Consider the following 26,589-nt stretch of genomic DNA (forward strand, 5'->3'; position numbering starts at 1 on the left):
TAGTGAAACGAAACAGCGCCGATGATAGTGTAGCATTTGCTATGTGAAAGTAGGACATTACCAGGCTTCAAATTGTAGAGAGCCCGACTAGAAATAGTCGGGCTTTTTTACGTCTGCAGAAAAGTAAAATACGCGCAATTAACACACTCACAGCACCCCCCATCACGTAGGTAGGTCGAGCGTAGCGACTCCCGACACAAAGAGAGTGTAGTATTTGCTATGTGACTTTCTACCGCTGTGGGCACTACGACATTACCAGGCTTCAAATTAAAGAAACCCGTTACAGCAATGTGACGGGTTTTTTGCTATCTGGGATTTAATAAATAGCCAAGAACCCATGCCGAACTCAGTAGTGAAACGAAACAGCTCGAAGGCGAGCCCCGGCCAACGATAGTGTAGCATTTGCTATGTGACTTTCTACCGCTGTGGGCACTACGACACCACCAAGCTTCAAATTGTAGAGAGCCCGACTAGAAATAGTTGGGCCTTTTTACGTCTGCAGAAAAGTGAACTACGCGCAGTTAACACACACTCATATCAACATCATCACGCAGGTCGGGCGAGCGTAGCGACTCCCGACGTCAAAAGCATAAAAAACCTCCGCTCGACAATGAGTGGTAGCATTTGTACTGTGGGTAAATAATACCAATTGGTTTAACATCTGACCTAATATAAAAGCGTTAATTATCTGGTCTTGTGATAAGTATTGAACATGACCTTTAAGCCTTTATATACGCTTTAGGTAGGTTACTGAAGAGAATAAAAATAGAGGTTAATACAGAGGTTTACGCATAGAACTTAAATCTAATGGGCATGTGGTTTTTAAATAATAGTGTTCATGGAGTGCCTATCTAAACTTGCAGTATAAACTACCCATCATTAATTGTTTTATAGCATGATAGGCGGTTAGGGGCTGCTTTAATTTCATATGTACTGAGCGTTATTAATTTTTAATCCTAAGATTAACGAAGGCCATATACTTTATATTAGAAAACTATCGACAAGACTTACTGAAAAGCAATTCATGTACTCCTTCAACTAAAGTTTATTTTGTATTCTCTTGGTTCTAACTAACCACCTATATACGCCGATAATGAACAATGCAGCAGATCCGAAGCCACTTAACACCCAAATGACTTTTAAAATGTTACCGCCAATGCTGCCGTCATGCAGAGGGTGCATCCAGTTTTTTATTTTACTAGCCGTACTTTGCTTATCTATATTAAACACGCTCTCTAACTTTCCTGTAAGTGCATTAACCTCTATATAGCTATGTGGAAAGCGATATGAAGGATCGTTTACAGTTTGAAATCTTAATCTGTAAATAGCATTTAAGTTTGATGGTGTTTCAATCCAAGCTAAACGCGCATTCGGTAATGCTTTTTCAGCTATTAATACCGCTTGTGATAAAGGAATATCGGTTTGTTTGCTCGGTTGAATTTGTGTTTTTGGTGGGGAGTTTATATCGCTAACTAGAGCGGTTAATATAGGATCTGTTTGTTTTGGAATAGCGAGCATAACACCTGTAACAGTTAAAGCTAGTAGCGGTATGCAGAAGGTTAAACCAATTAGTTTATGCCAGTCGTATAGCAAACCTATTTTAGAGCTACGAGATTTAAATTTTAGTGCCTTTACCCACTGCCCAGGCTTTGGAAACCAAGCAAAGAATCCAGAGATAAGAAGAACTATTGAGGCTATGCCTATATAGCCAAGGACGAGAGTGCCCGTTGCTCCTGTTAGTAATGAAAAATGTAAGTTGTACATCCAAGTTACTAAGTATTTTCCCCAATAGTTTTTACGTATTACTTTATCACTACTGCTAGATAGCCATACCATTAAGGGGGCAAAGCCTTGCTCTTTTGTTTCTGTTGGATTGTAGTATCGCGCGGGAATTACTGAGTTTATACCTGTGTTTTCTAATCGCCATGGCCCTTGCTTTGAAGGGAAATTGGCTCTTAGCGTATTATATGCTTGATCCCAATTAGGCGTTTTTATGTTTGTAGTAGCGTCATTTGCTGGATTTAGCAGTAAGTCTATTTGCGGATAGTAAACTAATATAGAGCCAGAAAGAGTGATAATAGTAAGTAAAACACCTACTGATAGGCCTAAGTATAAATGTAACCGCCTGAATGTTTTTCGCCATGAAAGCTTTAGTGTCATTAATTAAATAGCCGTAATGAGTAATGCAGGTTTATTGGGCATTAAGGAATGATTAATTACGCGGTATATTATATGGTTTTTGATATGAGTTGTGCGGCATTTTGTCGCACTTATTAAATTAGATATTTAGAAAGTAAAACGCCAGCCCTTGGCTGGCGTTAAAATACAAGCTTGAAGCTTATTTAAGCTTTAGGCCCTGCATTTTTTATATCGTCTGATACGTCATACTTAGCAAAGTTTTCAGTGAAGTCAGCGGCAAGTTTTGCTGCATATTCATTGTACTTAGCTTTATCTTCCCACGTATTTATAGGATTAAGTAAGTTAGTATCTACACCTGGAACTGCTACCGGTACATCTAGGTTTAAAACATCAATGTGCTGAGTTTCAACACCGGCTAATTTACCAGATACGATTGCATCAACTACTGCGCGAGTAGTCGGAATATCAAAGCGCTTACCTGTGCCGTAAGGACCGCCAGTCCAACCTGTATTGACAAGGTATACTTTAGCGCCAAACTCGCGTACGCGCTTCATAAGAAGCTCAGCGTAAACACCTGCAGGACGTGGGAAGAATGGCGCACCAAAGCAGGTTGAAAACGTTGATTCAATATCGCTAGTAGAACCAATCTCAGTTGAGCCAACTTTAGCTGTGTATCCACTTAAAAAGTGAAAAGCAGCAGCTTCTTCGCTAAGAACAGATACCGGTGGTAATACACCGCTTACATCACAAGTTAAAAATACAACAGCTTTTGGTTCGCCTGCGCGGTTTTCTACTTTACGTTTTTCAACATGTTCAAGTGGATATGCTGCACGGCTATTTTGAGTAAGGCTAGTGTCGTTAAAATCTGGAACGCCTTTTTCATCTAGCACTACATTCTCTAAAATAGTACCAAAGCGAATTGCATTCCAAATTACAGGTTCGTTCTTTTGTGACAGGTCGATACATTTAGCATAGCAACCGCCTTCAATATTAAACACGCTTCCAGGTGCCCAACCGTGTTCGTCATCACCAATTAAAAAGCGAGTAGGATCTGCTGAAAGAGTTGTTTTGCCCGTACCAGATAAACCGAAGAATAATGCTGTATCACCTGCTTCACCAACGTTAGCAGAACAGTGCATTGGTAATACACCTTTTGCTGGTAGTAGGAAGTTTTGTACAGAGAACATCGATTTTTTCATTTCACCGGCGTAGCGCATACCTGCTAGTAATACTTTACGCTGTGCAAAGTTAATAATAACGGTGCCATCGCTATTTGTGCCATCACGTTCCGGCTCGCATACAAACGAAGGAACGTTCATTACTTGCCATTGTGGTAAGTTTGAGGCGTTATAGTTTTGTGGTTCGATAAACATGTTTTTGGCAAAAATATGGTGCCACGCTGTTTCTGTAGTTACGACTACAGGTAGATAATGCTCAGGGTCAGCGCCAACTTCTAGGTGAGAGGTGAAGTGGTCATTACTTTGAACATGTGCTTCTACGCGAGCCCATAATGCGTCAAATTTTTCTGCATCAAATGGGCGGTTAACGTTGCCCCATTGAATGTCATCTTGAGTTGTTGCTTCTTGAACAATAAAACGATCTTTTGGTGAACGGCCAGTTCGTTTTCCTGTAATTGCAACAAAAGCACCATTTGCGGCTAAAGTACCTTCGCCACGGCGGATCGCATGCTCGACAAGTTCAGCTGCGGTTAAATCGACAAAACGTGTAGCGCCTGTAGTCATGTTTATACCTAACTATAATGTGTGAGAGTTTGAACGGGATAGCTCTGGGGTTATCAGTGCCCTTAAGCTGAAATTATAGTAACAGAAGGTTTTGAGATATTCGAGCCCGTAAAGCCTCTAAAAACACATATATTTGCTAAAAAACATGAATAATTTCAATGATACCGGTGTCAGTAAATTAACAAAGTTCATGACACCGGTATCATCTTTTTATAATATAAAACCGCATATTTTGCGGCTTTAATTACTATATATAAATGAAGCTGAACATTTAGTTGAAAATGCTTTTTATGTCTTGTTCGTTAAAAACATACTCTTTTAAACAGTAATGACAGTTAATGTTAACAGTCCCTTTCTCAGCTACATCTTTGAGTAGTTCTTCTTGTCCAATATTAACAAGTGCAGTAATTGTTTTATCACGACTACAACCACATTTGAATTTAATAGCTTGAGGTTCAAATACGCGAGGATTATCTTCGTGATAAAGACGTGTAAGAACAGTGTTCGCATCTAAGTGTAACAACTCTTCATTTTTAATCGTGTTACTTAATGCTTCTAGGTGTGCAAAGTCTTTAATTGATTTTTGTTTATCAACTGGAAGCACTTGTAAAAATAGACCACATGCTTTTGCGCTACCTTCAGTAGTGTCAGTTGCAAACCAAAGACGTGTTTTTAGCTGCTCAGATTGCTCAAAGTAACTTTCGATACATTCACTAAGAGTATCATGCTCTAGCGGCACTATACCCTGGTAGCGTTCACCTTTTTCAGGGGTAATAGTGATTACCATATAGCCTTGGCCAATAAGCTCTTTTACAGTTGTGCCCGTAATTTCGCTTTGCAGGCGTGCAATACCACGCATATTTTGTTTGTCATCACCATTTATAACAGCATATTTAACTGGGCCATCACCTTGAAGCTGTACAGCAATTTCACCTTCAAACTTTAAGGTAGCAGTAAGTAAACAGGTTGCAACGAGTAACTCACCAAGTAATGCTTTAACAGGGTCTGGGTAATTATGGTCGGCAATCATTTCATTATAAGCACTCTCGATTTGTACGAGTTCGCCACGAACATCTAGTTCGTTGAATAAATAACGGTGAAGTAAATCTTGTTGCATGAGCGGCTATACCTAACTTGATTTCATTTTTAAAAGTTCGCGTCTTTGCTTTTTATCCGGTTTTTTATCCGGATGGGGGGCAAAAAAGCTGTTATTTTTGCGTGCGATGCTGTTCTCTTCGCGTTTAGCAATACTGGCATCAGATTCTTGATACATGGTCTGTGCAATGGGGGCGCTTTGGCGTTTTTCAAGCACTGAGAGTATGGTTATCAGCTTTTCATCTACTCCTTGTGCAAGTTTTATGTTTGCGCCAACTTCTACTATTTTACTCGCTTTTGTACGTTGTCCATTATAATGCACTTTGCCGCCTTGTACCATTTCACGTGCAATAGCACGAGTTTTATAAAATCGCGCAGCCCACAACCATTTATCTAATCGAACTTTTAACCCATCCGCATGGTCTGAGTTGGTATTAGCGTTACTTTTTTTACTCATAAGGCATTTCCCCACGTTTTATAGCTTAAAATTTATCATGAAATCATCGTAGGATGAAGGTATTACAATAGCCGTTTACTTTTTATACGGTTATGTAAAGTTAATTTAATCTGTTTACAAAGTTTAATATTAGTGTGCTTGTTGAAAGAAAAATGAAAGGGTACTATGGGTACGCGCTAACGCAGTAAATTAAAATAAGAACACTATTTATGGAACAGCAAATCCAACAACTAAAACAATTTTTAACGCGGTTACCGCATGCTAAATTAAGTGCATTAGTGACACTGTTAGTTGTTGTTTATCTTGCATTTTTATTATCAAATCTTGTCTGGCTTTTATGGCCGAAACCACCAGTAACTCTACTTACTCCTACTCATTATGCTAATCAGCCATCTGGTGCGAGTAATAACTCAGCGCAGCATATTATTGAGCAATTTTTATTTGGTAAAAAAACTGTAACAAACAACAATAATACTGCAAAACAATCGCAGGTTATAAATAATGCGCCAGAAACACGCCTAAGTATTAATTTAACCGGTATTGTAGCGGTTAATAATGATGACCAAGCAGGCATAGCAATTATTGAATCACAAGGTAAGCAAGTAAGCTACCTTGTTGAAGAAGTTGTACTTGGCACGCGCGCTGAAGTAGCGCAGATACTGCCTGATCGTGTTATTTTAGGTATTAATGGAGGTTTTGAAACATTAATGCTTGATGGGCTCGATTTTAGTAAAAAAGTATCTATGCCTGTACTCGCTGCGCGTGACGATGCCGAAATGGGTCCGCAAAAATTAGAGCCAAGTGAATTACAAATAGACGCCACTGCAGATCCAGACGTTAAAGAAGCAATTATAGAAACACGTGAAGAACTGCTCGAAGAGCCAGGCAAGTTATTTGACTATATACGTGTTTCACAGGCTATGAATGATGGTGAACTAATTGGATATCGCTTAAGTCCAGGTAAAGAACCTGAACTGTTTAAGCAAATGGGATTAAAAAATAACGATTTGGCTATTTCTATAAATGGCTATCAATTAACAGATTTAAAACAGGCTATGTCAGCTATTAACGAGCTGCGTAATAGTACAGATGCCAATATCACTATAGAACGTGATGGTGAACAAATTGATGTGCAATTTAGTCTGCAATAATTTAGCTTTGGAGTTTTAATATAATGGTTCAGGTGCTACACCTCAAAAAAATTAAAAAAGGGTTAGCTAAGTACGCGGCACTTTTTTTGGCGGCAAGTATTTCTTTGTCTGTTTCTGCTGTTGAATATGCTGCTAACTTTAAAGGCACTGATATCAACGAGTTTATTAATATTGTTGGTAAAAATCTCAATAAAACAGTAATTATTGACCCTAACGTGCGCGGCAAAGTAAATGTTCGCAGTTATGAGTTAATGGACGAAGCGCTTTATTACCAGTTCTTCTTAAATGTATTGGAAGTTTATGGCTACTCAGCTGTTGAAATGGACAATGGCATTCTTAAGGTAGAAAAAAGTTCAGACGCCAAAAAATCAAATGTGCCACTTATTACCGAAGGTAACGAAGCTAGCGGCGATATGATGATTACACGTGTTGTACGTGTCAAAAATGTAAGCGTACAAGAACTAGGCCCTTTAGTTCGTCAATTTAGCGATCAAAAAGATGGCGGCCATGTTGCTAACTTTAATGCGGCTAACGTAATGATGTTAACGGGGCATGCTGCATCGGTTAATCGCTTAGTTGAGATTATTCGCTCTGTTGATCAGGCGGGTGATAAGCGTGTAGACATTGTTAAGCTTAAATATGCAACAGCAGATGATGTTGTCTCTGTGGTAGACAATATTTATAAAGACAGCGGCAAAGGCAGCGTACCTGAGTTTTTAATTCCAAAAGTAGTCGCAGATGGCCGAACTAATAGCGTTATTGTAAGTGGTGAAGGCCAAGCACGTACACGTGCCATAGAGCTTATTAAGCGCTTAGATGGCGAATTAGAAAGCCAAGGTAATACCAAAGTGTTTTACCTAAATTATGCTAAAGCTGAAGATTTAGTAAAAGTACTGCAAGGCGTAAGTAAGTCACTTGTTGAAGATGCACAAGGCGGTACCACTAAGACTCGTAGCAGAAGTAACAACGAAAGCAGTATAGAAGCTCACCCAGATTCAAATTCACTAATTATCACCGCACAGCCAGACACAATGCGCTCGCTTGAGTCGGTAATTGAACGTCTTGATATTCGCCGTGCACAAGTACTTGTAGAAGCCATTATTATTGAAGTAATGGAAGGCGACGGGGTTAACTTAGGCCTGCAGTGGATTTCTGAGCAGGGCGGTATGTTGCAATTTAACAATGGTACTACGGTTCCCGTGGGTTCATTAGCTGTTGCTGCAGAGCAAGCACAAGATACAACCGTAACTAAAACTATCATTGGTACAGAAACTGGAACCGTGACTAGTTATGATGAAACGACTGAGGGTGATTATGATGCGCTTGCTTCATTGCTAAGTGGTATTAATGGTTTAGCGCTGGGTGTTGTTAAAAATGACTGGGGCGCAATTATTCAGGCTGTTGCCACTGATACAAATTCAAATATTTTGGCTACCCCTTCTATTACTACAATGGATAACGAAGAAGCTTCTATTTTAGTCGGTCAAGAAGTGCCTATTATTACAGGCTCACAAACGGGCAGTAATAATGCTAACCCATTTCAAACAGTTGAGCGTCAAGAAGTCGGTATTAAACTGATAGTTACGCCACAGATTAACGATGGCTCTGCAGTACAACTTACTATTGAGCAAGAAGTATCGAGTGTAAGTGGTGCAACTGCTGTTGATATTTCAGTTAATAAACGTGCAATTAAAACAACGGTTATGGCCGATGATGGCGGTATGGTTGTACTTGGCGGTTTAATTGACGAAGACGTACAAGAAAGTGTTTCTAAGGTACCGTTATTAGGCGATATCCCTATTTTAGGTCACCTGTTTAGATCAACAAATACAACGCGCCGTAAGCGTAATCTTATTGTATTTATTCGCCCAACCATTATTCGTGATGGTGTAAGCATGAATAAGTTAAGCTTTAATAAATATAACTTTATTCGTGGTGAGCAGTTCAAACAAAAAGAAGACGGTATTGAGTTAATGCCAATGACGGATACGCCTATTTTACCTGAGTGGAATGACGAACTAGTACTTCCACCTACGTATGAAGAGTCTCTACGTAAACAAAATGCACAAGAGCGTAAAGATGACTAATGCGATTCAAGAGATAAACCAAGATGTGGTTCATCCTCAAACGCATAATCAGGATGAGCTATTAACCAGTGATGTGTTAGTTGAGTTACCAGCAAAGCGTTTGCCATTTTCCTATGCAAGACGCGCAGGTGTGTTGCTTGGTAAAAACAAAGATCATCGTATAGTTTACTACCGTGGTGAGCTAGATGTGGAAGTACTATTAGAAGTACGCCGTATCGCAGGCCATGGTTTTACACTTGAGCAATTGGATGATGATAAATTTGAGTTATTGCTTGAAGCGTCATACCAACGTGATAGCTCTGAAACGCAACAAATGATGGAAGATATTGGCAACGAGGTTGATTTATTCTCACTTGCTGATGAGCTCCCGCAAACTGAAGATTTACTTGCTGGTGACGATGATGCGCCAATCATCAAGCTTATTAATGCCATGCTAAGTGAAGCGATTAAAGAAGGGGCTTCTGATATTCATATCGAAACCTTCGAGCAAGAACTTGTTATTCGCTTTAGGGTCGATGGCGTGCTTAAAGAAGTACTTAAGCCTAATCGTAAACTTGCATCGTTACTTGTATCTCGTATTAAAGTAATGGCTAAGCTTGATATAGCTGAAAAACGTATTCCACAAGATGGTCGTATTAGCTTACGTATTGCAGGGCGTGCAGTTGATGTGCGTGTATCTACAATGCCATCGAGCTTTGGTGAGCGCGTAGTACTGCGTTTACTTGACAAAAATAACGCGCGATTAAACCTTGAAGATTTAGGTATGACCGCAGAAAATCGCGCTTTGTTTTCAGATTTAATTAGTAAACCCCACGGCATTATTTTGGTAACAGGGCCAACGGGCTCTGGTAAAAGTACCACTCTATACGCTGGTATGAGCCAAATTAACTCACGCGATCGTAATATTCTCACCGTTGAAGATCCGATAGAGTACGAAATTCCAGGCATTGGGCAAACACAAGTTAATGCAAAAGTTGATATGACATTTGCACGTGGTTTACGTGCAATATTACGTCAAGATCCAGATGTAGTAATGGTGGGTGAAATACGCGACCTTGAAACTGCGCAAATTGGTGTTCAAGCGTCACTTACCGGTCACCTTGTTATGTCTACTTTGCATACAAATACCGCATCGGGTGCAATTACACGTATGGAAGATATGGGTGTTGAACCCTTCTTACTTTCATCGTCGTTACTTGGTGTATTGTCGCAACGCTTAGTACGTACGTTATGTAATACCTGTAAAGAGGGTCACACGGCTGATGAGCATGAATGCCAGCTGTTAGGGGTTCCTTTTGAAAGCCAACCGACAATCTATCGAGCGGTGGGGTGTGAAGAGTGTAACTTTAATGGTTACCGTGGTCGTACAGGTATTCATGAGTTACTTGTAGTTGATGAAACCATACGCGAAATGATTCACAACGGTAAAGGCGAGCAAAGCGTAGAAAAATACATTCGTAAGCGCAGCCCAAGTATTCGTCAAGATGGGTGTAGCCGTGTACTTGCAGGTAAAACAACACTTGAAGAAGTATTGCGTGTTACCCGTGAGGAAGGCTAACTATGGCGGCGTTTGAATATCGTGCCTTAGATGGCCGAGGTAAAGAAAAAAAAGGCATTTTAGAAGCTGATACGGCTAAACAAATCCGCCAAACTTTACGTGATCAAAAACTAACGCCGCTTGAAGTTGTTCCTGCGGCGCAAAGTGATAAACAGGTCAAAGGCGAAAAAGCCCCTTTACTCGGTGGCTTTTTTAAGCCGACAATTTCAACCTCAGACCTAGCATTAATTACAAGGCAATTAGCAACACTTATTCAATCGGCACTTCCTGTTGAAGGTGCTGTTATGGCGGTTGCTGAGCAATGCGAAAAGCCGCGTTTAAAGCGGATGCTTATGTCGGTACGCTCAAAAGTAGTTGAAGGTTACACCCTTGCCGATGGTCTTAGTGAGTTTCCTCATGTTTTTGACGATTTATATCGTGCAATGGTAGCCGCAGGCGAAAAGTCGGGTCACCTTGACCAAGTACTTAATCGTTTAGCCGACTATACCGAGCAGCGCCAACATATGCGTAGCCAAATAACTCAGGCTATGGTTTACCCTATTATATTAGTGGTATTTGCAATTGGTATTGTGTCGGTATTACTGGGCACCGTAGTACCAAAAATATTAAAAACGTTTGAAAAAACGAAACAAGTACTTCCTTGGACAACCGAATGGGTTATGGCAGGCAGCCATTTTGTGCAAAATTATTGGTTTATTAGTTTAATAGCTATTACAGCTATAGCCATTGGTATTAAGCATGCACTTAAGCAGCCTAAAATACGTTTTTGGTGGGATGACCGAGTGCTACATATGCCAGGTATAGGTAAAGTGGCTCGTGGTATTAATACCGCACGTTTTGCGCGTACTTTAAGTATTTTATCGTCAAGCTCAGTACCATTACTTGAAGGAATGCGTATCTCGGGCGGCGTATTAATTAACGAAAAAATTAAAAAAGCGGTTGCAGATGCATCCGACAGAGTGAGTGAGGGTGCAAGCTTAAGAGCTGCACTTCAGCAAACTAAGTTGTTTCCACCAATGATGCTGCATATGATAGCAAGTGGTGAAAAATCAGGTGAACTAGAGCAAATGTTAGAGCGTGCTGCAAATAACCAAGATCGCGAATTTGAGAGCATGGTTAATGTATCGCTTAAACTACTAGAGCCTGCGATGATCGCCTCAATGGCGGTTATTGTATTATTTATAGTAATGGCAATATTGCAGCCAATAATGGCGATGAATAAAGCTGTTGGACTTTAAGTTAGAATAAATTTTTAAATATATTAATGGTTTTACCTAAACCATTTTTACTTAAATGTTTTTAGAATAATGAGGTAATTACGTGAATAAACAATCAGGTTTTTCTTTACTAGAAGTGATGGTGGTACTGGTTATCATCGGGATGATTATGTCAATTGTTGCACCTAACATTATGGGTCAGCAAGAAGAGGCTGCTATTGATAAAGCACATCTAGATATCCAGCAATTAGAAGATGCAATGAGCTTATACAAGCTTAAAAATAAGAGCTACCCAAGCACAGAGCAAGGTCTTGAAGCGCTAGTTACCCAAACAAGCATTGAACCGGTTCCAAAACGTTTCCCTGATGGTGGCTTTATTAATGAATTACCAGAAGATCCTTGGGGTAATACTTATCAGTTAATTAGCCCAGGTGAAATTGGCAAGTTTGATATTTTTTCTATGGGCCCAGACGGTGAAGCAGGTACTGATGACGATATCGGTAACTGGGACGAAGAAAAACAATAATGCCTAAGTACACCGTTCTGTATGAACATGTTAATGCTAGAGGCTTGCTATGAAAGCAAGCCTTAAGCAGCGCCATGCAAAAAGCAGAGGCTTTAGTTTAATAGAAATTTTAGTGGTATTAGTGATCATCGCTTTTGCCACCAAAATGGTTGTATATAGCTTAGAAGGCGGTGCTGAGGAGGAGTTAGATACTCAAGCACTAAGGCTGCATACCACCATTAATATGGCATCGGAATTTGCTATTTTAAACCAAGTTGAATTGGGCTTATTAGTAGAAGAAAATACATTAGAGTATTTAGTTTTCGATGGTGAAAAGTGGATTACTTTTGACCGTGAAGATCTTTTTAAACCAATAGAATTAGACGAAAGATTAAAGCTCACTCTTAACTTAGAAGATTTAGCGTGGGCGCAAGATAACCTCTTAGAGCAATCTAACTGGCGTGAGCTTATGAGTGGCGGCGATGAAGACAGTTTACTTGAGCTTAAAAAGTTAAAAATCCCACAAGTACTTATTTTGTCATCAGGTGAGGTAAGCGCGTTTCAACTTATATTAGAGTTAAAAGAGCAAAGCGAGCCTGTGTATTACATTGAAGGTGAATTTACTGCACCAGTAAACTTTCGCCGAGAGCCAGAATAATGAAGCGCACTAAAGGGTTTACCTTATTAGAGGTGTTAGTGGCATTAAGTATTTGTGCCATGGCGGGTATAGCTGCAATGCAAGCAACAAGCGAGCATATACACCACTTAACGACTATTGAAGAGCAAACCTATGCATCTTGGGTCGCCGAAAACGTTATTATTGAACAGCGTACTAAAGGCGAACAATGGCAAGGTAAAAATAACCTTAAAGGCAGCGAAGTAATGGGCGGTGTTGAATGGTTTTGGCAGCAAGAAGTTACAGCCACTGCTGACAAAAGCTTTGTAAAACTAACCATAAATGTTTTTACGGATGAAAAATATGAGCATTCAGCATATGAGTTATCAACGTATTTAAATAAAGGCAAAAAGTAAGTGAAGCAGCGCGGGTTTACATTACTCGAAGTTATGGTTGCACTGGGTATTTTAGCTTTTGTTATTATTGCTACTCATCAAATACTCGAGACGACAACAAGAGCAAAAGATGCCTCAGATGAAAAAATTACTGAGCTAAATGGATTGCAAACAACATTTAGGTTGATGGATCAAGATTTTAGCCAAATGACCAAACGCGCAGTTCGCAATGAGTCGGGCGATGTTCAAGAGCAATACTTATTGGCTGGTCGTTACGTTTTAGAAAGCCAGTACGATGGTATTGCGTTTGTACGAGATGGTTGGATAAATCCAATAAATTTATTACCACGTTCTGAGCTACAAGCCGTCGGTTATAGAGTGATAGACGATAACCTTGAGCGTGTTTATCGGGTTTATGTTGATCAGCTTGATAATATGGAGCCGCGGGTTCAACGTGTACTGGAAAATATTGAAGAGCTTAAGTTTGAGTTTTTGGATGATAAAAACGAATGGCAAGAACAATGGGAAATTAAAGCTCTCCCTAAAGCGGTTGCTGTTACGTTGCAACAAATAAAAGCAGAGCCGATTCGTCGAGTATTTTTAGTACCAGGGCAGGGCAAGGTTGTTGCTCCACCAAGCACAACACAAGATACGAGCGTGGATAATGGTTAAGCAGAAATCATCGCGCGGCGCAGCACTTGTTATTGTTTTGTTTATTGTGGCATTAGCGGCTATTTTAGCAGTAGAAATGAGTGCTAATTTAATGGTGCAAGTGCAAAAAAGTACTAATTTGCAAGGTCATCAGCAAGCTAAATGGTACGCCTACGGTGCAGAAGAGCTTGCTATTAAAGGGCTAATACAAAGTAAAAAAGATGATGCCGATAAAACAACACTTGATCAAGTTTGGGCAACTCAAGGTGATGCTTCATACCCTGTTGATAACGGCACGTTAAGTGGCAAAATTACAGATTTACAAGCATGTTTAAATTTAAATGCTTTAGCCATAGCGCCAGAAGAAAATAGCGCAAGTAAAACAAACCCTGCACACAAAGCACTCTTTGCATTACTTGAAAACATTGAAGATTTACCTGCTGACGAATCAGAAGAGACGATGGCAGATAGTGTATTTGATTGGCTTGATGAGAACAGTATTACGTATCGCTCAGGTGCAGAAGAAGACGAATATTTATCACGAGATTTTCCGTATATGACAGCCAATAGTTTATTTGCATCAACATCGGAGCTGCGTTTAGTTAAGGGCTTTAACCCATTAGTGATGGAAAAAGTATTGCCATATGTATGCGTAATACCAGGCAGTACGCTTTTATCAATTAACGTAAATACATTATTGCCAGAGCAAGCGCTCATACTCAGTGCCTTGATAGAAAGCTTAAGCTTATCTGGCGCAGAAGCGGTGTTAGGCGCAAGACCGCAAACTGGCTTTGACACCATCGATGAATTTTTTGAACAGGTGAAGCAGCAAGGCGGTACTAATACTGACTCAATAAAAAGTCTATTTAGTATTAAAAGCGAATATTTTAAATTACAAACGCAGGCAAACTTTGTCGACCTGCGTTTTTCGATGACCACATTACTGCACGCTAAAGATGGCGACGTAACGATACTGGCGCGAAAATTTGGAGGCGTACAGTGACAGAAATACTGTTGATCCGCACGGGTCAAACCGAACAAGAATTACTTAACTGGTTAATTTACTCACCACAAGAACAAGAAATAATAGCCAGTGGCGAGTTACCAAATGCAGAGCATTTAAGTGAGCTAAGCGAAAAAGCACTTACCCGAGAAGTTGTCGTGTTATTACCCAGTGATCAAGTGCAATTAAAAACGGTCGCTTTGCCAACAAAATGGAATCGCAAGCTTGAGCAAGCATTGCCATACATGCTTGAAGAAGATATAGCATGTGACGTAGATGAACTGTTTATAGCTGTAGCGCAGCCGACAATGCTTGGTGAGCAACATGCAATTCGTGTAGCAATGACAGACCGTGAATGGTTTGAACAATGGCTTGCATTATTTGCTGAGCATAATCTATCAGTATACAGAATATTACCCGATGCTTTGTTGCTACCGCTTGCAGATGATGGCGCCGTAACTGCTATTGAGCTCAACAACCAATGGTTGTTTAAGCAAGGGCAATGGCATATTAGTGCGGTTGAATCTAGTTGGTTGAATGGCTATTTATCAGCCATGGGTAACCCCGACATTAAACATTTTAGTCCTGCTAATCAGTTTCCTGAAAGCGTTAACTTACAAGCCCAAACAAGCGATTACGACTTACCTTTAGCATTATTTGCAAAACAGTTAGATAGCGTTAATTTTAACTTACGCCAAGGTATGTATCAGCTTAAAAAACAAAGCGCTTTGTGGTGGGGTTACTGGAAAGGCGCCGCAATTATAGCAAGTGTTGCATTGGTTTCTACAATTACAATAAAAGCCATTGAGTTACACCAACTTAATACACAAGTAGAAGTAGCTAAAGCTCAAGTAGTCGACAGATATCAAAAAGCATTTCCGGGGACTAAAGTTCGCCCTAATCTAATTAAAAGCCAAATTAAAGGCGCGTTAGATAAAATACAAGGCTCAAGTGAATCCGGCTTTTTAGACTTAACGACTAATTTGGTTGATGTATTTTCGCAAGTCAGCGAATTTACACCTGAAACACTTCGTTATGACAAACGTCGCAATGAGCTGCGCATTCGTGCACGGGCTAAAGACTTCCAAACTTTTGGTAAAGTAAAAATCATACTTGAAAAGCAAGGTTTAACTGTTGAGCAAGGGTCTTTAAATAATGACGGTGATTATGTCGTAGGTGAAATTAAACTGCGAGGTGCAGTATGAAAAAGCAGTTAATGAAACAGTGGCGTTCGCTTAAAGAGCAAGAACAACAATTGGTAATGGTCGCTGGTGGTGTGTTTATTATTTTTGTTTTAGTAATGGGAATATTTAGGCCATTAAATAACGCGATAGAAAAAGCACAGCAATCTCAAATTAAACAACAAGAGCTATTAGCTTGGGTTGATGACAGTATTGTTAAGCTAAAGGCTGCAGGCAACACCAGTGTTGCTAGCAATACAAACTTAAGCCAAGTGGTAAACTCTACTCGTGGACGCTATAAAATCAATATTAGTAAAATGCAGCCCAGTAGTGATTCACTTCGTTTGACGCTCGACTCAGTAGAGTTTAATCAGTTAATAGAATGGCTAGATGAGCTAGTAAATCAGCATGGTTTAAAAATTGAAAATTTAGATTTAAGTCGCGATGATAAATCAGGCTATGTGCGCGTAAGCCGTTTAGTATTAGAGAATTAATTAATGAAAAAAATAATAACGTTATCGGCTGTCTTTTTAATTAGTTTTATTGTGTTTTGTATTATTAAATTACCAGCCAGTATTGCGCTTGATATAGCAAAGCCGTATTTTCCAAAGCAATTAGAAGTTGGGCAAACTGTAGGCACTGTTTGGCAAGGTCAAATGATGCAAGTTCGTTTTGATGGTGAACAGTTAAATAATGTGCGTTGGGATATTGCAGGCTGGAAATTATTTACAGGCAAACTAAATGCGAACATAAAATTTGGTAATCCACGAGAACGCAGTGATATTTCGGGTTACGCAGATATAAGTTATGGGTTTTTTAATAAAAAAGTAATAGTGACTGATGCCCTAGTGCGCTCAACAGTAGAGCGTGCAATGCAACGTGTGCAACTTCCTCTGCCTGTTACCGCTAAAGGGCGTGTGATATTAGAACTTGATGAATACAGCTCAGGCGCACCTTATTGTGATTCACTAAAAGGTGAAATAGCGAGCCCTAATATTGATGTTCAAGGCTTAAATGGATGGTTTAATATTGGACCTCTAGCAGGTAAGTTAAGCTGTAAGTCGGGTGATGTTGCTATATTAATTGACCCAGATAATACGCTTGGCCTTGAGGCCGATGCTACACTTAAAGCTAATTTCGACTTTAGAGTGGCAGGTTATGTAAAACCAGATGCCAGCTTACCTAAAGATGTACATGATGCGGTTAAGTTTTTAGGCCGACCAGATAACCAAGGTCGCTACCCGCTCAACTTTTAATGTTTTAATATAAAGAGTTTTAATGCAAATACCCCAATTTACTGAGTTGCACGCAAAGCAGCTCAGCTCATTTTTAAATACCCAATCTCAAGCAATGACCCTTGTACAAAGCCAAGGCTATTTATTTGGTGTAATTTGTTCGCCTAACCCATTAGATGTACATGAGTGGCTTGAGCAGATATTGCCAAACACAGCTAATGATTTAGATGAAGAAATGCTTTTTTTGTTTATGGCGCTTTATCACAAAATTAGTGAGCAGGTGTTCGAAACTGGATATAAATTACCAGACACATTTGATGCTGAATTTTGTAAGTCGTGGAGTAAAGGCTTCTTAGTTGCAACGAAAGCTTATGCAGAACCTTTGTTAAATGCACCGCAATTAGACGTTGATTTTAAACAAGCATTAGAAAGTGCGTTAAGCACACTAAGCTTTTTTGCACTCGACCAGCTAGCAATAGCTCAGATTGCCAAACAAAATAACATGACAATAGAAGCTTTGTGTCAGTATCAGTATGAATCTATGGGTGACTTTGCATTAGGGTTTGCTGAACTAATTGAAGTGGTCGCAATTAATAGTGGCTTGATAACCGACGAGAGTTGGGAAGAGTAATTATTAGAGCTAGGCGCTTAGTTTAATCTAAGTGCCTAGCTCTAATATAATATCCGTACAGCCTTGTTTGCACTTTACTATGCCTTTACCAGGTTCACTGGTGGCTAAATCAAGTGTTAAAACCCCATTACACTTCTCACACTTTAATGTTTTGCCTTGCGCTAATTGCTTGAGCATATTGCGCTGCTTATGAAATGAGTCGCTTGCTTTTTTATTTAATCCTGAAAAATCCACTACTTTGCTCGCTTTTGCTCTAATGCTTCAGTCACTATTTTACATACCGTATTTAAACGGTCGTCATAAAAATAAAGGTTTAAGTCACGCTCACGACAATAGCGTAGGTGAAATAACTGAACAGAGTCATCTGTTGTAAACGTTTTTTCTACATACTCACCTTCAGATTCAGATAGTTTAAGTTGACTGCTGATCCTATTTTTCGCCATATTTGCAGCGGGGCTTCTGTTGACCTTGCTTGCATCACTTAAAAAGCCAATGCCTTCACCTAGTAACCTTTCGCGAGGTTCTTTTATAAGTGGGTGATCGATTGTAAAAAAGGCAAGGATCACAACTACCAAAATAATAAATTTTTTCATGGATACGTAAACCTTGATCTAAGTAGGGTTGAATTACCATGCAGTGTAATAAACTGCATTTTAAAAGCAAGTAACTGGGATGAATAAATTATTAGCAATCTATGCCAGTAATTTTAACCAACATTGTTATAATGGTTAACAGCAGTCAGATATTTCTGAAATATCTGAAAGTATTCGAGAAGGCAATTTATTAAAGTAAATATGCCTAGCAAGTAACTTGCTAACTTTAAGTATAGAGTACTTGAGTATTGCTGGATTTTTATTTCCAAGCGGCGTTGAGGAACTTCGATGGACAAGCAAATTAAAGTAAAGAATATCCCTGTAGAGGTGAAAATCCAAAAACCGGATTTAAGCCGTCAAGATGATAGGTTCAATCCCCGAAATCGTATTTATGTGCGTGCTGTAAAAGGTCTACATCAATTACTTAGACAGCGCATTGGCTTCTTAGGCCTGCTTGCGTTTATGTTACTACCTTGGATTAATTTTAATGGCCAGCAAGCTGTGCTGTTTGATCTAATTGGTCAAAAATACAATATTTTTGGTTTAACGCTATGGCCTCAAGATTTTACTATATTAGCGTTTATTTTTATGTTGGCAGCATTTGCGTTGTTTCTAGTGACCACCTTCTATGGACGGGTGTGGTGTGGCTACACATGTCCGCAAACTGTTTGGACTTTTATTTTTATTTGGTTCGAAGAAAAGCTTGAAGGCACGGCTAATCAACGTAAAAAACTCGATCAACGACCCATGAATTTTGATAAGTTTTGGCGTAAGACGGCAAAGCATACTAGTTGGGTATTGTTTTCGTTGTATACCGCTATTTCTTTTGTGGGTTATTTTACGCCAATAAGGGAGTTACTCCCTGACTTTGTAACGTTTGATGTAGGCGGTTATGCACTAGTCAGTATTATTTTCTTTGCTGCATGTACTTATGGTAATGCCGGTTGGATGCGAGAAATTATGTGTTTACACATCTGTCCTTACTCTCGTTTTCAATCAGCTATGTTTGATAAAGACACATACACCGTAACGTACGACGAAAGCCGAGGTGAAAGCCGTGGTCCTCGTTCACGTAAAGTAGACCATAAAGATTTAGAACTAGGCGACTGTATAGACTGTAACTTGTGCGTTCAAGTGTGCCCAACAGGTATTGATATTAGAAATGGGCTACAAGCTGAGTGTATCAACTGTGGTGCATGTATTGATGCGTGTGATGGCGTAATGGATAAAATGGAATACCCGCGTGGGCTTATTTCATATACGACAGAGCGAAATCTCGAAACCCCAGAAAATAAAACGAATCCACTGCGAGCTAAAATTATTGGTTACACGGTCATACTTGTTGTGCTTACGGGAGCGCTTGTCGCTAATATAGCACTGCGTAAAACAATGGACTTTGATATTATTCGTGACCGAAACCAATTATATCGTGTCGATTTTGATGGTTTAGTAGAGAACACCTATACATTAAAGGTAATTAATAAAGCGCAGTACGAGCAAACCTTTAATATTAAAGTACAAGGGTTAGATAACTTTAAGTATATTGGTAAGCAGTCATTTACTGTGCAGGCAGGGGAATCTCATAACGTACCATTGTCACTTGTAATGGACCCTTATGATTTGAAGGCGCCGATGACTGAGTTTAACTTTGTGCTTTCACCGGTAGATGAGCCGGATGAGACAATATCGCAGTCGAGTAACTTTTTTAAAGCGCGATAATCGCAACTTACCTTAATTAGGTAAGTTGATATAGCAATTAACAAAAGCGGGTATATAACCCGCTTTTATTTTATATAAGAAGAGTATGAGTAAATTTAGTTTTATTGACTTAACACCTGATCTAATACTCGATGCAATAGAAAGCGTAGGTGTGTACGCCGAATCTGGTTTATTAGCGCTCAATAGCTATGAAAACAGAGTGTACCAATTTAAAGCGGATGATGGCCTGCGTTACGTAGTGAAGTTTTATCGCCCAGAGCGCTGGAGTAAAGAGCAAATTCAAGAAGAGCATGACTTTGCATTTGAACTAGCGGATGCAGAAGTACCCGTTGTTGCCCCTATTTTATATAATGGGCAAAGCTTGTTTGAACACGAAGGGTATTTGTTTGTGTTGTTTCCAAGTGTAGGCGGGCGTTTATTTGAGGTTGATAATTTAGATCAGCTTGATGTAATGGGGCGATTGATTGGCCGTATGCACCAAGTAGCTAAAACAAAACCTTTTACTTATAGGCCAACAGTTACCTGCGAGGAGTATTTGCATACAGCCAAAGTTCATCTTCAAAAAAGTAACTTAGTGCCCATGGGAATAAATACTGCTTTTTATACTATTTTAGATTTAGTGATAGAGCAGGCGCAAAAACAGTATAAAGATGTGCAAAGTATTCGCTTACATGGTGACTGCCACGTTGGTAATATTTTATGGGCAGGTGATGCGCTAATGTTTGTTGATTTAGATGACAGCCGCCAAGGTCCTGCAATCCAAGATTTATGGATGATGCTCAGTGGCGATAGAGCGACGCAACTGTTACAGTTAGACACCCTTGTAAATGCGTATGAAGAGTTTTGTGATTTTGATCACTCTCAACTCAAATTAATTGAACCGCTGCGAGCAATGCGTATTATTCATTATATGGGATGGGTAGCTAAACGATGGAGTGATCCTGCTTTTGTGCGGAACTTTACATGGTTTGCTGATGACAAATACTGGGAGCAACAAATTTTAGCACTGAAAGAGCAACTTGCAGCATTGCAAGAAGCACCGTTAAAGTTATTGCCGTAATATTTTATTTAAAGACAAGTACAACGAGATACAAATGCTTAAAAAATTAAAACTGAGTTTATTACTTTTATGTTTACCATTTGCAGCACTTGCTGCACAGTTTGAAGTTGATAATCAATACACTGTTATAGATGTAGACAAAAGCAAGTCACCGCAAGTAACTGAGTTTTTCTCATTTTACTGTCCACATTGCTTTAAGTTTGAACCAGTAGCAAAAGCAATTGAAAAAGGCTTGCCAGAAGGCGCTGAGTTTATTAAAAACCACGTTAACTTTTTAGGTGGCGTGTCACCACAAGCACAAAGTAATTTAAGCTTTGCTTACTTAATTGCTAAGCAGCATGGTCAGGCGCAAAGTATTAGCGATCAAATTTTTAAAAGTATCCATGTTCAACGTGCACCATTAACTGAAATGAAAGACGTTAAAAAATTACTTGAAGTAAATGGTATTGATAGCGCAACATTTGATCAAGAGATTGCAAGCATGCCTGTTATTTCAGCTGAGCAAGCAATGCAAAACAAACAGAATAAATATTCAAAATTAGGCGCACTTACAGGTGTACCTACTTTTATTGTTAACGATAAATATAAAATAAACCTCAACACCATCAAAAATCAAAAAGAACTTGATGAGTTAGTAGCGTTTTTATTAGCACTATAAATTTCGGAGCATAATAATGATTAAATTAGTTAAAGCAGGTTTGCTTGCAATATTACTTCCTATGGCAGCAACAAGCTTTGCAGCAACGTATGAAGAAGGCGTGCATTACGACGTAGTTTCTGAGCGTGCAACTAAAAAGCCAGAGGTTAAAGAGTTCTTCTCATTTTACTGCCCTGCATGTAATAACATGGAAGCACTAATTGGTGAGTTTAAGCCTAAGCTTGATAAAAACGTTAAATTTAAAAAGAGCCATGTTGATTTTGTAGGTGTACGTGACCCAGAAAACCAACAGATGATGAGCCAAGCACTGGCGACAGCTGAAGTGCTTCCACAAAAAGATCAGATTATTTCTGCAATCTTTAATCATATCCATACAAAGCGCGCTAAATTTAATGAGCTTGCAGATGTAAAAGATATATTTGTAGCGCAGGGCGTTGATGGTGATAAGTTTGATAAGCTGTTTAAAAGCTTCTCGGTACGTACGCTGAGCTCTAAAATGAAACGCGACCAAGACTACTTTAAAGAAAAAGGCGCACTACGTGGCGTACCTACCTTTATTGTAAATGGTAAGTACAAATTAAACCTAGGTCGTGAGTCGGGTATTACTAAACCTGAAGACATTAGCAAATTAATAAATTACTTAGCTAACAAGTAAGTTTAGCTAAAACAAAAAAAGCTCCTTAAGGAGCTTTTTTTATGGGTAACGTTTACTGAACGTATTTATTTGCGCTGTAAGAAAACGCCCGACTCAATGTGATGCGTATAAGGGAACTGATCAAATATAGCAAAGCGCTTAACGTTATGCGTACGTGTTAAGTGATCAAGGTCACGCTCAAGAGTTTCAGGATTACAGGATATATAAATTATGCTTTCGTAGTTAGCCACTAAGTCACACGTTAATTCATCCATGCCCGCGCGTGGTGGATCAACTAATATGGTTTGGCAGTCATAGCTTTTTAAATCAATACCATCTAAACGAGAGAAAGTACGCTCGCCATTCATTGCTTGAGTAAACTCTTCACTAGACATACGAATAATATCTAAGTTCTCTACGTTGTTTTTAGCAATGTTGTATTGAGCAGAGTGAACAGATGATTTTGATATTTCCGTCGCTAATACTTTATTAAAAGAACCTGCTAATGCAATTGAAAAGTTACCGTTACCACAATACAATTCTAGTAAATCATTTTTAAGTGGTTTACATAAATCTTGTGCCCACTCCAGCATATTAATATTTACTTTTGCATTAGGCTGAGTAAAGCTATTTTCTACTTGTTGATAAATAAGCTCTTGCCCATTAACTGTTAAACGTTCAGTTACAAAGTCATCACCTAGTACTTCTTTTTGTTTGCGAGCACGACCTATAAAGTCAATTTTGTATTTACTGCTAAGCTTTTCTTTCAGTGCTTTAATTTCACTTAACCATTCATCATCCAGTGGTTTGTGATAAAGCAAGCTTACTAAAATTTCACCGCTTAGCGTTGATAGGTAATCGATTTGAAATAACTTACGGCGTAATATTTCACAAGGCTTAAGATTTTCAATCATCACCTGCATTATTTCACCTACTAGAGGCGCTGCTGGGTCAAATGTATCAACACGGATTTTTTCTTTTGTTTGTTGATCAAACATAATGTGAAACAGATCATCACCGTCGTGCCATACTCTAAATTCAGCACGTTGGCGGTAGTTAGTTGGCTCTGAGCTAAATACTTCTAATTGCTCCACACCAAAACGTTGAAACTGCGTACTAATTCGCTGCTCTTTTTCACTTAACTGCGCTTGGTACTGTGTGGTATCTATTTTAATAACTGCCATTAACGCTACTACCTTATCTAAGATCTGTTTATCGGCGCTATTGTAGGGAGCGCTGCGTATTTGTCTAGTTTTGGCTAGCATTTATGCTGTTTTATTGAACATTGTACTTTAGTTTTTGTTGTTATAGCCGATAATAAACTACGCACGCTTAGGAGACGAATCATGAAAATAGGTAATTATGGCTTTACGCCAAACAACAACATCAATAAATTCAATAATAAAGCTGATATACAGCAACCTACAATTACGTCTCCTCAAGATAGCTATCAACAACGAGGCCGAGAGTTGGCCGCAAAGGTGCTTGGCGATAAAATGGCTGAGCAGCTTGGATTACCTATCGCAGAAAAAAAAGCAGATAAACCACTATTTGATTTTGATGAAATAGTAAAAAACGTACTCGATTTTGTAAGTAGTGCTGTAAATAAAGCAAAAGCTAACGGCGCTGATGACGAAAAGCTCAAAGATATGCTAGGCGATGCGCGCAAAGGAGTCCAAATAGGGATTGATGACGCTGTTGATGAACTCAAAGGTACAGGCGTATTTAATGATGACATGGAAGAGGGCATTAATAAGTCCAAAGAGGGAATTTACAATGGGCTGGATAAGTTTGAAGAGTCGTTATTTAACCCACAACCTGCCAGCGTAAATATAAGCCAGGCCCAATACGTCAGTATGACGAGTAATGCAGAGTATAAATTTACTACAGCAGAAGGCGATGAGGTAAGTATTAGCTTTGCTGATGCATTTGAATCTCAATCGGCAAGTGGCTATCAGCAAAATAGTAATAGTGAGTCGTTTGCAAGCTCATCATCGCAATCTCGACAGGTATCATTTTCGATGTCGGTTAATGGTGACTTAAACGAGCAAGAGCAAGAAGCTATTAATGCGATGATGGAAGATTTACAAGATTTAAGTAAAACATTTTTTGGTGGTGACCTGGATGAAGCATTTGAACAAGCTCAAGAGCTGAGTTTAGACAGTGACCAGCTGGTGGCTTTTTCTATGGATTTACGCCAAACAAAAACAATAGCCACAGTTAAAAGCTATGAAGAATATAAACCAGCACCAGAAAAACAAGTATCAGAGGGCTTAGCTCCCTTTAATGATGACCTTAAAAATGCTTTTGAAAAAGCGGGCGAACTTGGATTACAAAATCAACTAGCTGGCATTCTACAGTGGTTAAATCAAGATCAGGAACAAATAGATAAGTTAGTAGATTACACAAAGTCTATGTTCGAAAACCTTAATCAGTTAAATTCAGCAGCCGACAGGCTTACTGATTTAGAAACCACGCAAAGTTAAACTACTTTCTTTTATAAATACCTCATGGCAAACTGCCGTTCTTAAAGTAAAGTGGGAACAGTAGTTTGTCAGCGCATATAATGGTCTTTGATTCAGGTATTGGTGGAACTACTGTACTTGAGCATATAAAGCACAGTATCCCAAATGCTCAGTACAGCTATTTTATGGATAATGCTTTACTACCTTATGGTGCTCAATCCCAGCAGACAATCATTAACCGATTATGCTCACTTATTCATTTCATTAAAGCTAATACGCTTAGCGTTGATTTAATTGTAATAGCGTGTAATACCGCTTCTACATCTGCACTTAGTGCTGTTCGTCAAATTACGGATATTCCTATTGTAGGCGTTGTGCCAGCAATAAAGCCTGCGGCAGAGTTAACACGTTCAAATCATATTGGCTTATTAGCCACACCAGCAACGGTCGCCAGTTCATACACAAAAACATTAATTGCTGAACATGCACGTAATGTAATCGTTAACCTTTATAGCAGTGTTGAATTAGTAACGTTAGCTGAGGAATGCTTTTTTACAGGCTCTTTAGATACAAATAAGTTGTATCAAGTACTCGATGAACTACATATAGATAAAACTATAGATGTACTTGTATTAGGATGTACGCACTTTCCAATACTAGCAGAGCCTATTAGTCAGTATTTTGAAGGAAAGGTTAAATTACTTGATTCAGGTGTAGCGATAGCAAATAGAGTCGACTACCTACTTAAGCAACTTAACTTATGTATGAATAAACTGACAGACATAAAAAAGCCGCTGCAATATTATGCAACGGCTGATGTGTTTAGCAATAAGCTAGCGGTAAAGCTAGTTACACTGACTGATCCGTCTCAGTACGTAGAGCATTAGAATCATCTTCTTGTTTTTGTTTTGCTTCGCGTACCTTTAAAGTACGTTGTTGGAACTCGCTATCGTTCAAGTTAGCAATTGCATTGTCTGCATCAGCTTGCGCCATTTCAACAAAACCAAAGCCACGACGTTTGCCAGTATTCTTATCCTTTAATAAACGAACATTGAATACTTTGCCTTGTTCTTCAAATAATGCACGAACCACACCTTCGTTTGCACGATAAGGAAGGTTACCAACATAAAGCGTTTTTGTTTTAACTTCAGCTTCTTCAGTCACATCAGATGATATTGCAGCAATAGCAATTGCACCTATTAATAAACCAGCACCAAATAGTAATGCAGGGTTTAAAGCTAAGCCGCCTAAAGCAAACTCAACAACAACAAAACCAACTACAGCAAGAATAACAGAGAAGATAAAAGATTTTTGATCGGGTAATTTCATTTTAGATCTACCAATAAACAGGAAATAAACATTAATTTAACATTGTGAACTTGCTATCTTAACGCCTAAATCAAACATAGCAATGATATTTGTATTAAATAATAAATAAGAGCATAAAAAAGCATCATCTTAGAGGGGTTTTCATGTGGTTTTACGTGGTTTTGTTCTATTTTTGTTCGAACAGTAAAAAGATCTAAAAAAAGGGTTGATCTGTTTTTGGATCTCCCTATAATGCGACCCCACTGAGACGGGAAACGCCAACGCATAGCGAGGCACGAACTACTCAGAGAGTTAAATAAAACTTCGGTTTTAAATCTTCCAAAAGAAAATTTAAAACAAAGTATTGACTCGAAAAATAAAGGGTGTATTATTCGCATCCCTTGAGACGCTAAAGCGACTCAAAACGTTCTTTAACAATATAAAGCAATCATCTGTGTGGGCACTCGTACAGATTGAGTTCTAACAGCC

At 39.0% G+C, this 26,589-nt stretch carries 27 protein-coding genes; 19 read left to right on the forward strand and 8 right to left on the reverse strand.

Annotation, left to right across the window (positions count from 1 at the left end; genetic code table 11):
- Positions 1-1,038 precede the first annotated feature (1,038 nt).
- From H5116_RS19325 to hslR, 4 genes are all read right to left on the reverse strand, one after another.
- Positions 1,039-2,160: a PepSY domain-containing protein gene (locus H5116_RS19325; protein ID WP_182712930.1), complete on the reverse strand. Its 1,122-nt coding sequence runs from the start codon at positions 2,158-2,160 to the stop codon at positions 1,039-1,041.
- 182 nt (positions 2,161-2,342) lie between these two features.
- Entirely contained in the window at positions 2,343-3,881 is a 1,539-nt protein-coding gene (locus tag H5116_RS19330) for a phosphoenolpyruvate carboxykinase (RefSeq protein WP_039488561.1), read from the reverse strand.
- A 271-nt stretch (positions 3,882-4,152) separates the two neighbouring features.
- Positions 4,153-4,998 carry an Hsp33 family molecular chaperone HslO gene (hslO, locus tag H5116_RS19335; RefSeq protein ID WP_182716877.1) on the reverse strand — a complete coding sequence of 282 codons (846 nt, stop codon included), beginning with the start codon at positions 4,996-4,998 and terminating at the stop codon, positions 4,153-4,155.
- Positions 4,999-5,010: 12 nt separating this feature from the next.
- Positions 5,011-5,433, reverse strand: a complete 423-nt coding sequence (hslR, locus tag H5116_RS19340; RefSeq protein WP_002962027.1) for a ribosome-associated heat shock protein Hsp15 — start codon at positions 5,431-5,433, stop codon at positions 5,011-5,013.
- Positions 5,434-5,642: 209 nt separating this feature from the next.
- On the opposite strand from hslR, the gene gspC reads away from it, so the two are divergent.
- The 13 genes from gspC (at position 5,643) to H5116_RS19405 (ending at position 17,663) form a co-directional block, all read left to right on the forward strand.
- Complete coding sequence (gene gspC, locus H5116_RS19345; protein WP_182716878.1) at positions 5,643-6,584, forward strand: type II secretion system protein GspC; 942 nt, start codon at positions 5,643-5,645, stop codon at positions 6,582-6,584.
- Positions 6,585-6,607: 23 nt separating this feature from the next.
- On the forward strand, positions 6,608-8,671 hold the full coding sequence (gspD, locus tag H5116_RS19350; RefSeq protein WP_154904192.1) for a type II secretion system secretin GspD: 2,064 nt from the start codon (positions 6,608-6,610) through the stop codon (positions 8,669-8,671).
- Positions 8,664-10,229 (forward strand): type II secretion system ATPase GspE, encoded by a 1,566-nt coding sequence (gspE, locus tag H5116_RS19355; protein ID WP_002962032.1) that lies wholly within the window; start codon positions 8,664-8,666, stop codon positions 10,227-10,229. Before gspD ends, gspE begins: the two co-directional genes overlap by 8 nt.
- 2 nt (positions 10,230-10,231) lie before the next feature.
- The gene (gene gspF / locus H5116_RS19360) at positions 10,232-11,467 is read left to right on the forward strand and encodes a type II secretion system inner membrane protein GspF (protein ID WP_002962033.1); all 1,236 of its coding nucleotides are present in this window, start codon (positions 10,232-10,234) and stop codon (positions 11,465-11,467) included.
- An 82-nt stretch (positions 11,468-11,549) separates the two neighbouring features.
- Entirely contained in the window at positions 11,550-11,972 is a 423-nt protein-coding gene (gene gspG, locus H5116_RS19365) for a type II secretion system major pseudopilin GspG (RefSeq protein WP_002962036.1), read from the forward strand.
- A 49-nt stretch (positions 11,973-12,021) separates the two neighbouring features.
- On the forward strand, positions 12,022-12,609 hold the full coding sequence (locus H5116_RS19370) for a Tfp pilus assembly protein FimT/FimU (RefSeq protein ID WP_039488557.1): 588 nt from the start codon (positions 12,022-12,024) through the stop codon (positions 12,607-12,609).
- Positions 12,609-12,983 carry a type II secretion system minor pseudopilin GspI gene (gene gspI, locus H5116_RS19375; protein WP_002962039.1) on the forward strand — a complete coding sequence of 125 codons (375 nt, stop codon included), beginning with the start codon at positions 12,609-12,611 and terminating at the stop codon, positions 12,981-12,983. The genes H5116_RS19370 and gspI overlap by 1 nt, the downstream gene beginning before the upstream one ends.
- Positions 12,984-13,634, forward strand: a complete 651-nt coding sequence (gene gspJ / locus H5116_RS19380) for a type II secretion system minor pseudopilin GspJ (protein ID WP_076926096.1) — start codon at positions 12,984-12,986, stop codon at positions 13,632-13,634. It abuts the gene before it with no gap.
- Complete coding sequence (gene gspK / locus H5116_RS19385) at positions 13,627-14,616, forward strand: type II secretion system minor pseudopilin GspK (protein ID WP_182716879.1); 990 nt, start codon at positions 13,627-13,629, stop codon at positions 14,614-14,616. The genes gspJ and gspK overlap by 8 nt, the downstream gene beginning before the upstream one ends.
- The gene (gspL, locus tag H5116_RS19390; RefSeq protein ID WP_154904188.1) at positions 14,613-15,821 is read left to right on the forward strand and encodes a type II secretion system protein GspL; all 1,209 of its coding nucleotides are present in this window, start codon (positions 14,613-14,615) and stop codon (positions 15,819-15,821) included. The genes gspK and gspL overlap by 4 nt, the downstream gene beginning before the upstream one ends.
- Entirely contained in the window at positions 15,818-16,291 is a 474-nt protein-coding gene (gene gspM / locus H5116_RS19395) for a type II secretion system protein GspM (RefSeq protein ID WP_024596393.1), read from the forward strand. Before gspL ends, gspM begins: the two co-directional genes overlap by 4 nt.
- Before the next feature lie 3 nt (positions 16,292-16,294).
- Positions 16,295-17,053, forward strand: coding sequence for a type II secretion system protein N (locus tag H5116_RS19400; protein WP_182716880.1), 759 nt, complete (start codon positions 16,295-16,297; stop codon positions 17,051-17,053).
- A gap of 22 nt (positions 17,054-17,075) precedes the next feature.
- Positions 17,076-17,663, forward strand: coding sequence for a UPF0149 family protein (locus H5116_RS19405; RefSeq protein WP_024596395.1), 588 nt, complete (start codon positions 17,076-17,078; stop codon positions 17,661-17,663).
- Positions 17,664-17,690: 27 nt separating this feature from the next.
- Here the strand turns inward: H5116_RS19405 and H5116_RS19410 are convergent, their stop codons facing one another.
- Complete coding sequence (locus H5116_RS19410) at positions 17,691-17,897, reverse strand: hypothetical protein (RefSeq protein ID WP_002962050.1); 207 nt, start codon at positions 17,895-17,897, stop codon at positions 17,691-17,693.
- Entirely contained in the window at positions 17,897-18,256 is a 360-nt protein-coding gene (locus tag H5116_RS19415; protein WP_002962051.1) for a hypothetical protein, read from the reverse strand. Before H5116_RS19415 ends, H5116_RS19410 begins: the two co-directional genes overlap by 1 nt.
- Before the next feature lie 288 nt (positions 18,257-18,544).
- Here H5116_RS19415 and ccoG point away from each other — a divergent pair, with 288 nt between their 5' ends.
- The 4 genes from ccoG to H5116_RS19435 all read left to right on the forward strand — a co-directional run bounded on the left by ccoG (position 18,545) and on the right by H5116_RS19435 (position 22,348).
- Positions 18,545-19,975 carry a cytochrome c oxidase accessory protein CcoG gene (gene ccoG / locus H5116_RS19420; RefSeq protein ID WP_002962052.1) on the forward strand — a complete coding sequence of 477 codons (1,431 nt, stop codon included), beginning with the start codon at positions 18,545-18,547 and terminating at the stop codon, positions 19,973-19,975.
- 85 nt (positions 19,976-20,060) lie between these two features.
- Entirely contained in the window at positions 20,061-21,035 is a 975-nt protein-coding gene (locus H5116_RS19425) for a serine/threonine protein kinase (protein ID WP_024596396.1), read from the forward strand.
- A gap of 34 nt (positions 21,036-21,069) precedes the next feature.
- Positions 21,070-21,693 carry a thiol:disulfide interchange protein DsbA/DsbL gene (locus tag H5116_RS19430; protein WP_002962054.1) on the forward strand — a complete coding sequence of 208 codons (624 nt, stop codon included), beginning with the start codon at positions 21,070-21,072 and terminating at the stop codon, positions 21,691-21,693.
- 16 nt (positions 21,694-21,709) lie between these two features.
- Positions 21,710-22,348 (forward strand): thiol:disulfide interchange protein DsbA/DsbL, encoded by a 639-nt coding sequence (locus tag H5116_RS19435; protein WP_002962055.1) that lies wholly within the window; start codon positions 21,710-21,712, stop codon positions 22,346-22,348.
- A gap of 65 nt (positions 22,349-22,413) precedes the next feature.
- Here the strand turns inward: H5116_RS19435 and trmA are convergent, their stop codons facing one another.
- Positions 22,414-23,511 carry a tRNA (uridine(54)-C5)-methyltransferase TrmA gene (gene trmA, locus H5116_RS19440; protein ID WP_182197434.1) on the reverse strand — a complete coding sequence of 366 codons (1,098 nt, stop codon included), beginning with the start codon at positions 23,509-23,511 and terminating at the stop codon, positions 22,414-22,416.
- Between the two features lie 162 nt (positions 23,512-23,673).
- Between trmA and H5116_RS19445 the strand changes: the two genes are divergently transcribed.
- Positions 23,674-24,813: a DUF5610 domain-containing protein gene (locus H5116_RS19445; RefSeq protein WP_182716881.1), complete on the forward strand. Its 1,140-nt coding sequence runs from the start codon at positions 23,674-23,676 to the stop codon at positions 24,811-24,813.
- Between the two features lie 65 nt (positions 24,814-24,878).
- Positions 24,879-25,679, forward strand: coding sequence for a glutamate racemase (gene murI / locus H5116_RS19450; RefSeq protein WP_182716882.1), 801 nt, complete (start codon positions 24,879-24,881; stop codon positions 25,677-25,679).
- On the opposite strand, the gene H5116_RS19455 is transcribed toward murI, so the two are convergent.
- The gene (locus tag H5116_RS19455) at positions 25,642-26,121 is read right to left on the reverse strand and encodes an RNA-binding protein (RefSeq protein WP_024596401.1); all 480 of its coding nucleotides are present in this window, start codon (positions 26,119-26,121) and stop codon (positions 25,642-25,644) included. The genes murI and H5116_RS19455 overlap by 38 nt on opposite strands.
- Positions 26,122-26,589: the final 468 nt, after the last annotated feature.

It is taken from the genome of Pseudoalteromonas sp. SG45-2 (assembly GCF_014164115.1).
In the GTDB taxonomy this organism is placed as follows: domain Bacteria; phylum Pseudomonadota; class Gammaproteobacteria; order Enterobacterales; family Alteromonadaceae; genus Pseudoalteromonas; species Pseudoalteromonas distincta.

Excerpts from the sequence above, each read along its gene's own strand:
- gspD (WP_154904192.1), top strand. The coding sequence starts at position 6,608 with ATGGTTCAGGTGCTACACCTCAAAAAAATTAAAAAAGGGTTAGCTAAG.
- gspK (WP_182716879.1), top strand. The coding sequence starts at position 13,627 with ATGGTTAAGCAGAAATCATCGCGCGGCGCAGCACTTGTTATTGTTTTG.
- H5116_RS19445 (WP_182716881.1), top strand. The coding sequence starts at position 23,674 with ATGAAAATAGGTAATTATGGCTTTACGCCAAACAACAACATCAATAAA.
- gspF (WP_002962033.1), top strand. The coding sequence starts at position 10,232 with ATGGCGGCGTTTGAATATCGTGCCTTAGATGGCCGAGGTAAAGAAAAA.
- H5116_RS19330 (WP_039488561.1), bottom strand. The coding sequence starts at position 3,881 with ATGACTACAGGCGCTACACGTTTTGTCGATTTAACCGCAGCTGAACTT.
- trmA (WP_182197434.1), bottom strand. The coding sequence starts at position 23,511 with ATGGCAGTTATTAAAATAGATACCACACAGTACCAAGCGCAGTTAAGT.
- H5116_RS19405 (WP_024596395.1), top strand. The coding sequence starts at position 17,076 with ATGCAAATACCCCAATTTACTGAGTTGCACGCAAAGCAGCTCAGCTCA.
- H5116_RS19430 (WP_002962054.1), top strand. The coding sequence starts at position 21,070 with ATGCTTAAAAAATTAAAACTGAGTTTATTACTTTTATGTTTACCATTT.
- H5116_RS19370 (WP_039488557.1), top strand. The coding sequence starts at position 12,022 with ATGAAAGCAAGCCTTAAGCAGCGCCATGCAAAAAGCAGAGGCTTTAGT.
- ccoG (WP_002962052.1), top strand. The coding sequence starts at position 18,545 with ATGGACAAGCAAATTAAAGTAAAGAATATCCCTGTAGAGGTGAAAATC.
- H5116_RS19455 (WP_024596401.1), bottom strand. The coding sequence starts at position 26,121 with ATGAAATTACCCGATCAAAAATCTTTTATCTTCTCTGTTATTCTTGCT.
- H5116_RS19325 (WP_182712930.1), bottom strand. The coding sequence starts at position 2,160 with ATGACACTAAAGCTTTCATGGCGAAAAACATTCAGGCGGTTACATTTA.
- gspM (WP_024596393.1), top strand. The coding sequence starts at position 15,818 with ATGAAAAAGCAGTTAATGAAACAGTGGCGTTCGCTTAAAGAGCAAGAA.
- gspI (WP_002962039.1), top strand. The coding sequence starts at position 12,609 with ATGAAGCGCACTAAAGGGTTTACCTTATTAGAGGTGTTAGTGGCATTA.
- gspE (WP_002962032.1), top strand. The coding sequence starts at position 8,664 with ATGACTAATGCGATTCAAGAGATAAACCAAGATGTGGTTCATCCTCAA.
- hslO (WP_182716877.1), bottom strand. The coding sequence starts at position 4,998 with ATGCAACAAGATTTACTTCACCGTTATTTATTCAACGAACTAGATGTT.
- gspC (WP_182716878.1), top strand. The coding sequence starts at position 5,643 with ATGGAACAGCAAATCCAACAACTAAAACAATTTTTAACGCGGTTACCG.
- H5116_RS19425 (WP_024596396.1), top strand. The coding sequence starts at position 20,061 with ATGAGTAAATTTAGTTTTATTGACTTAACACCTGATCTAATACTCGAT.
- hslR (WP_002962027.1), bottom strand. The coding sequence starts at position 5,433 with ATGAGTAAAAAAAGTAACGCTAATACCAACTCAGACCATGCGGATGGG.
- H5116_RS19415 (WP_002962051.1), bottom strand. The coding sequence starts at position 18,256 with ATGAAAAAATTTATTATTTTGGTAGTTGTGATCCTTGCCTTTTTTACA.
- H5116_RS19400 (WP_182716880.1), top strand. The coding sequence starts at position 16,295 with ATGAAAAAAATAATAACGTTATCGGCTGTCTTTTTAATTAGTTTTATT.
- H5116_RS19435 (WP_002962055.1), top strand. The coding sequence starts at position 21,710 with ATGATTAAATTAGTTAAAGCAGGTTTGCTTGCAATATTACTTCCTATG.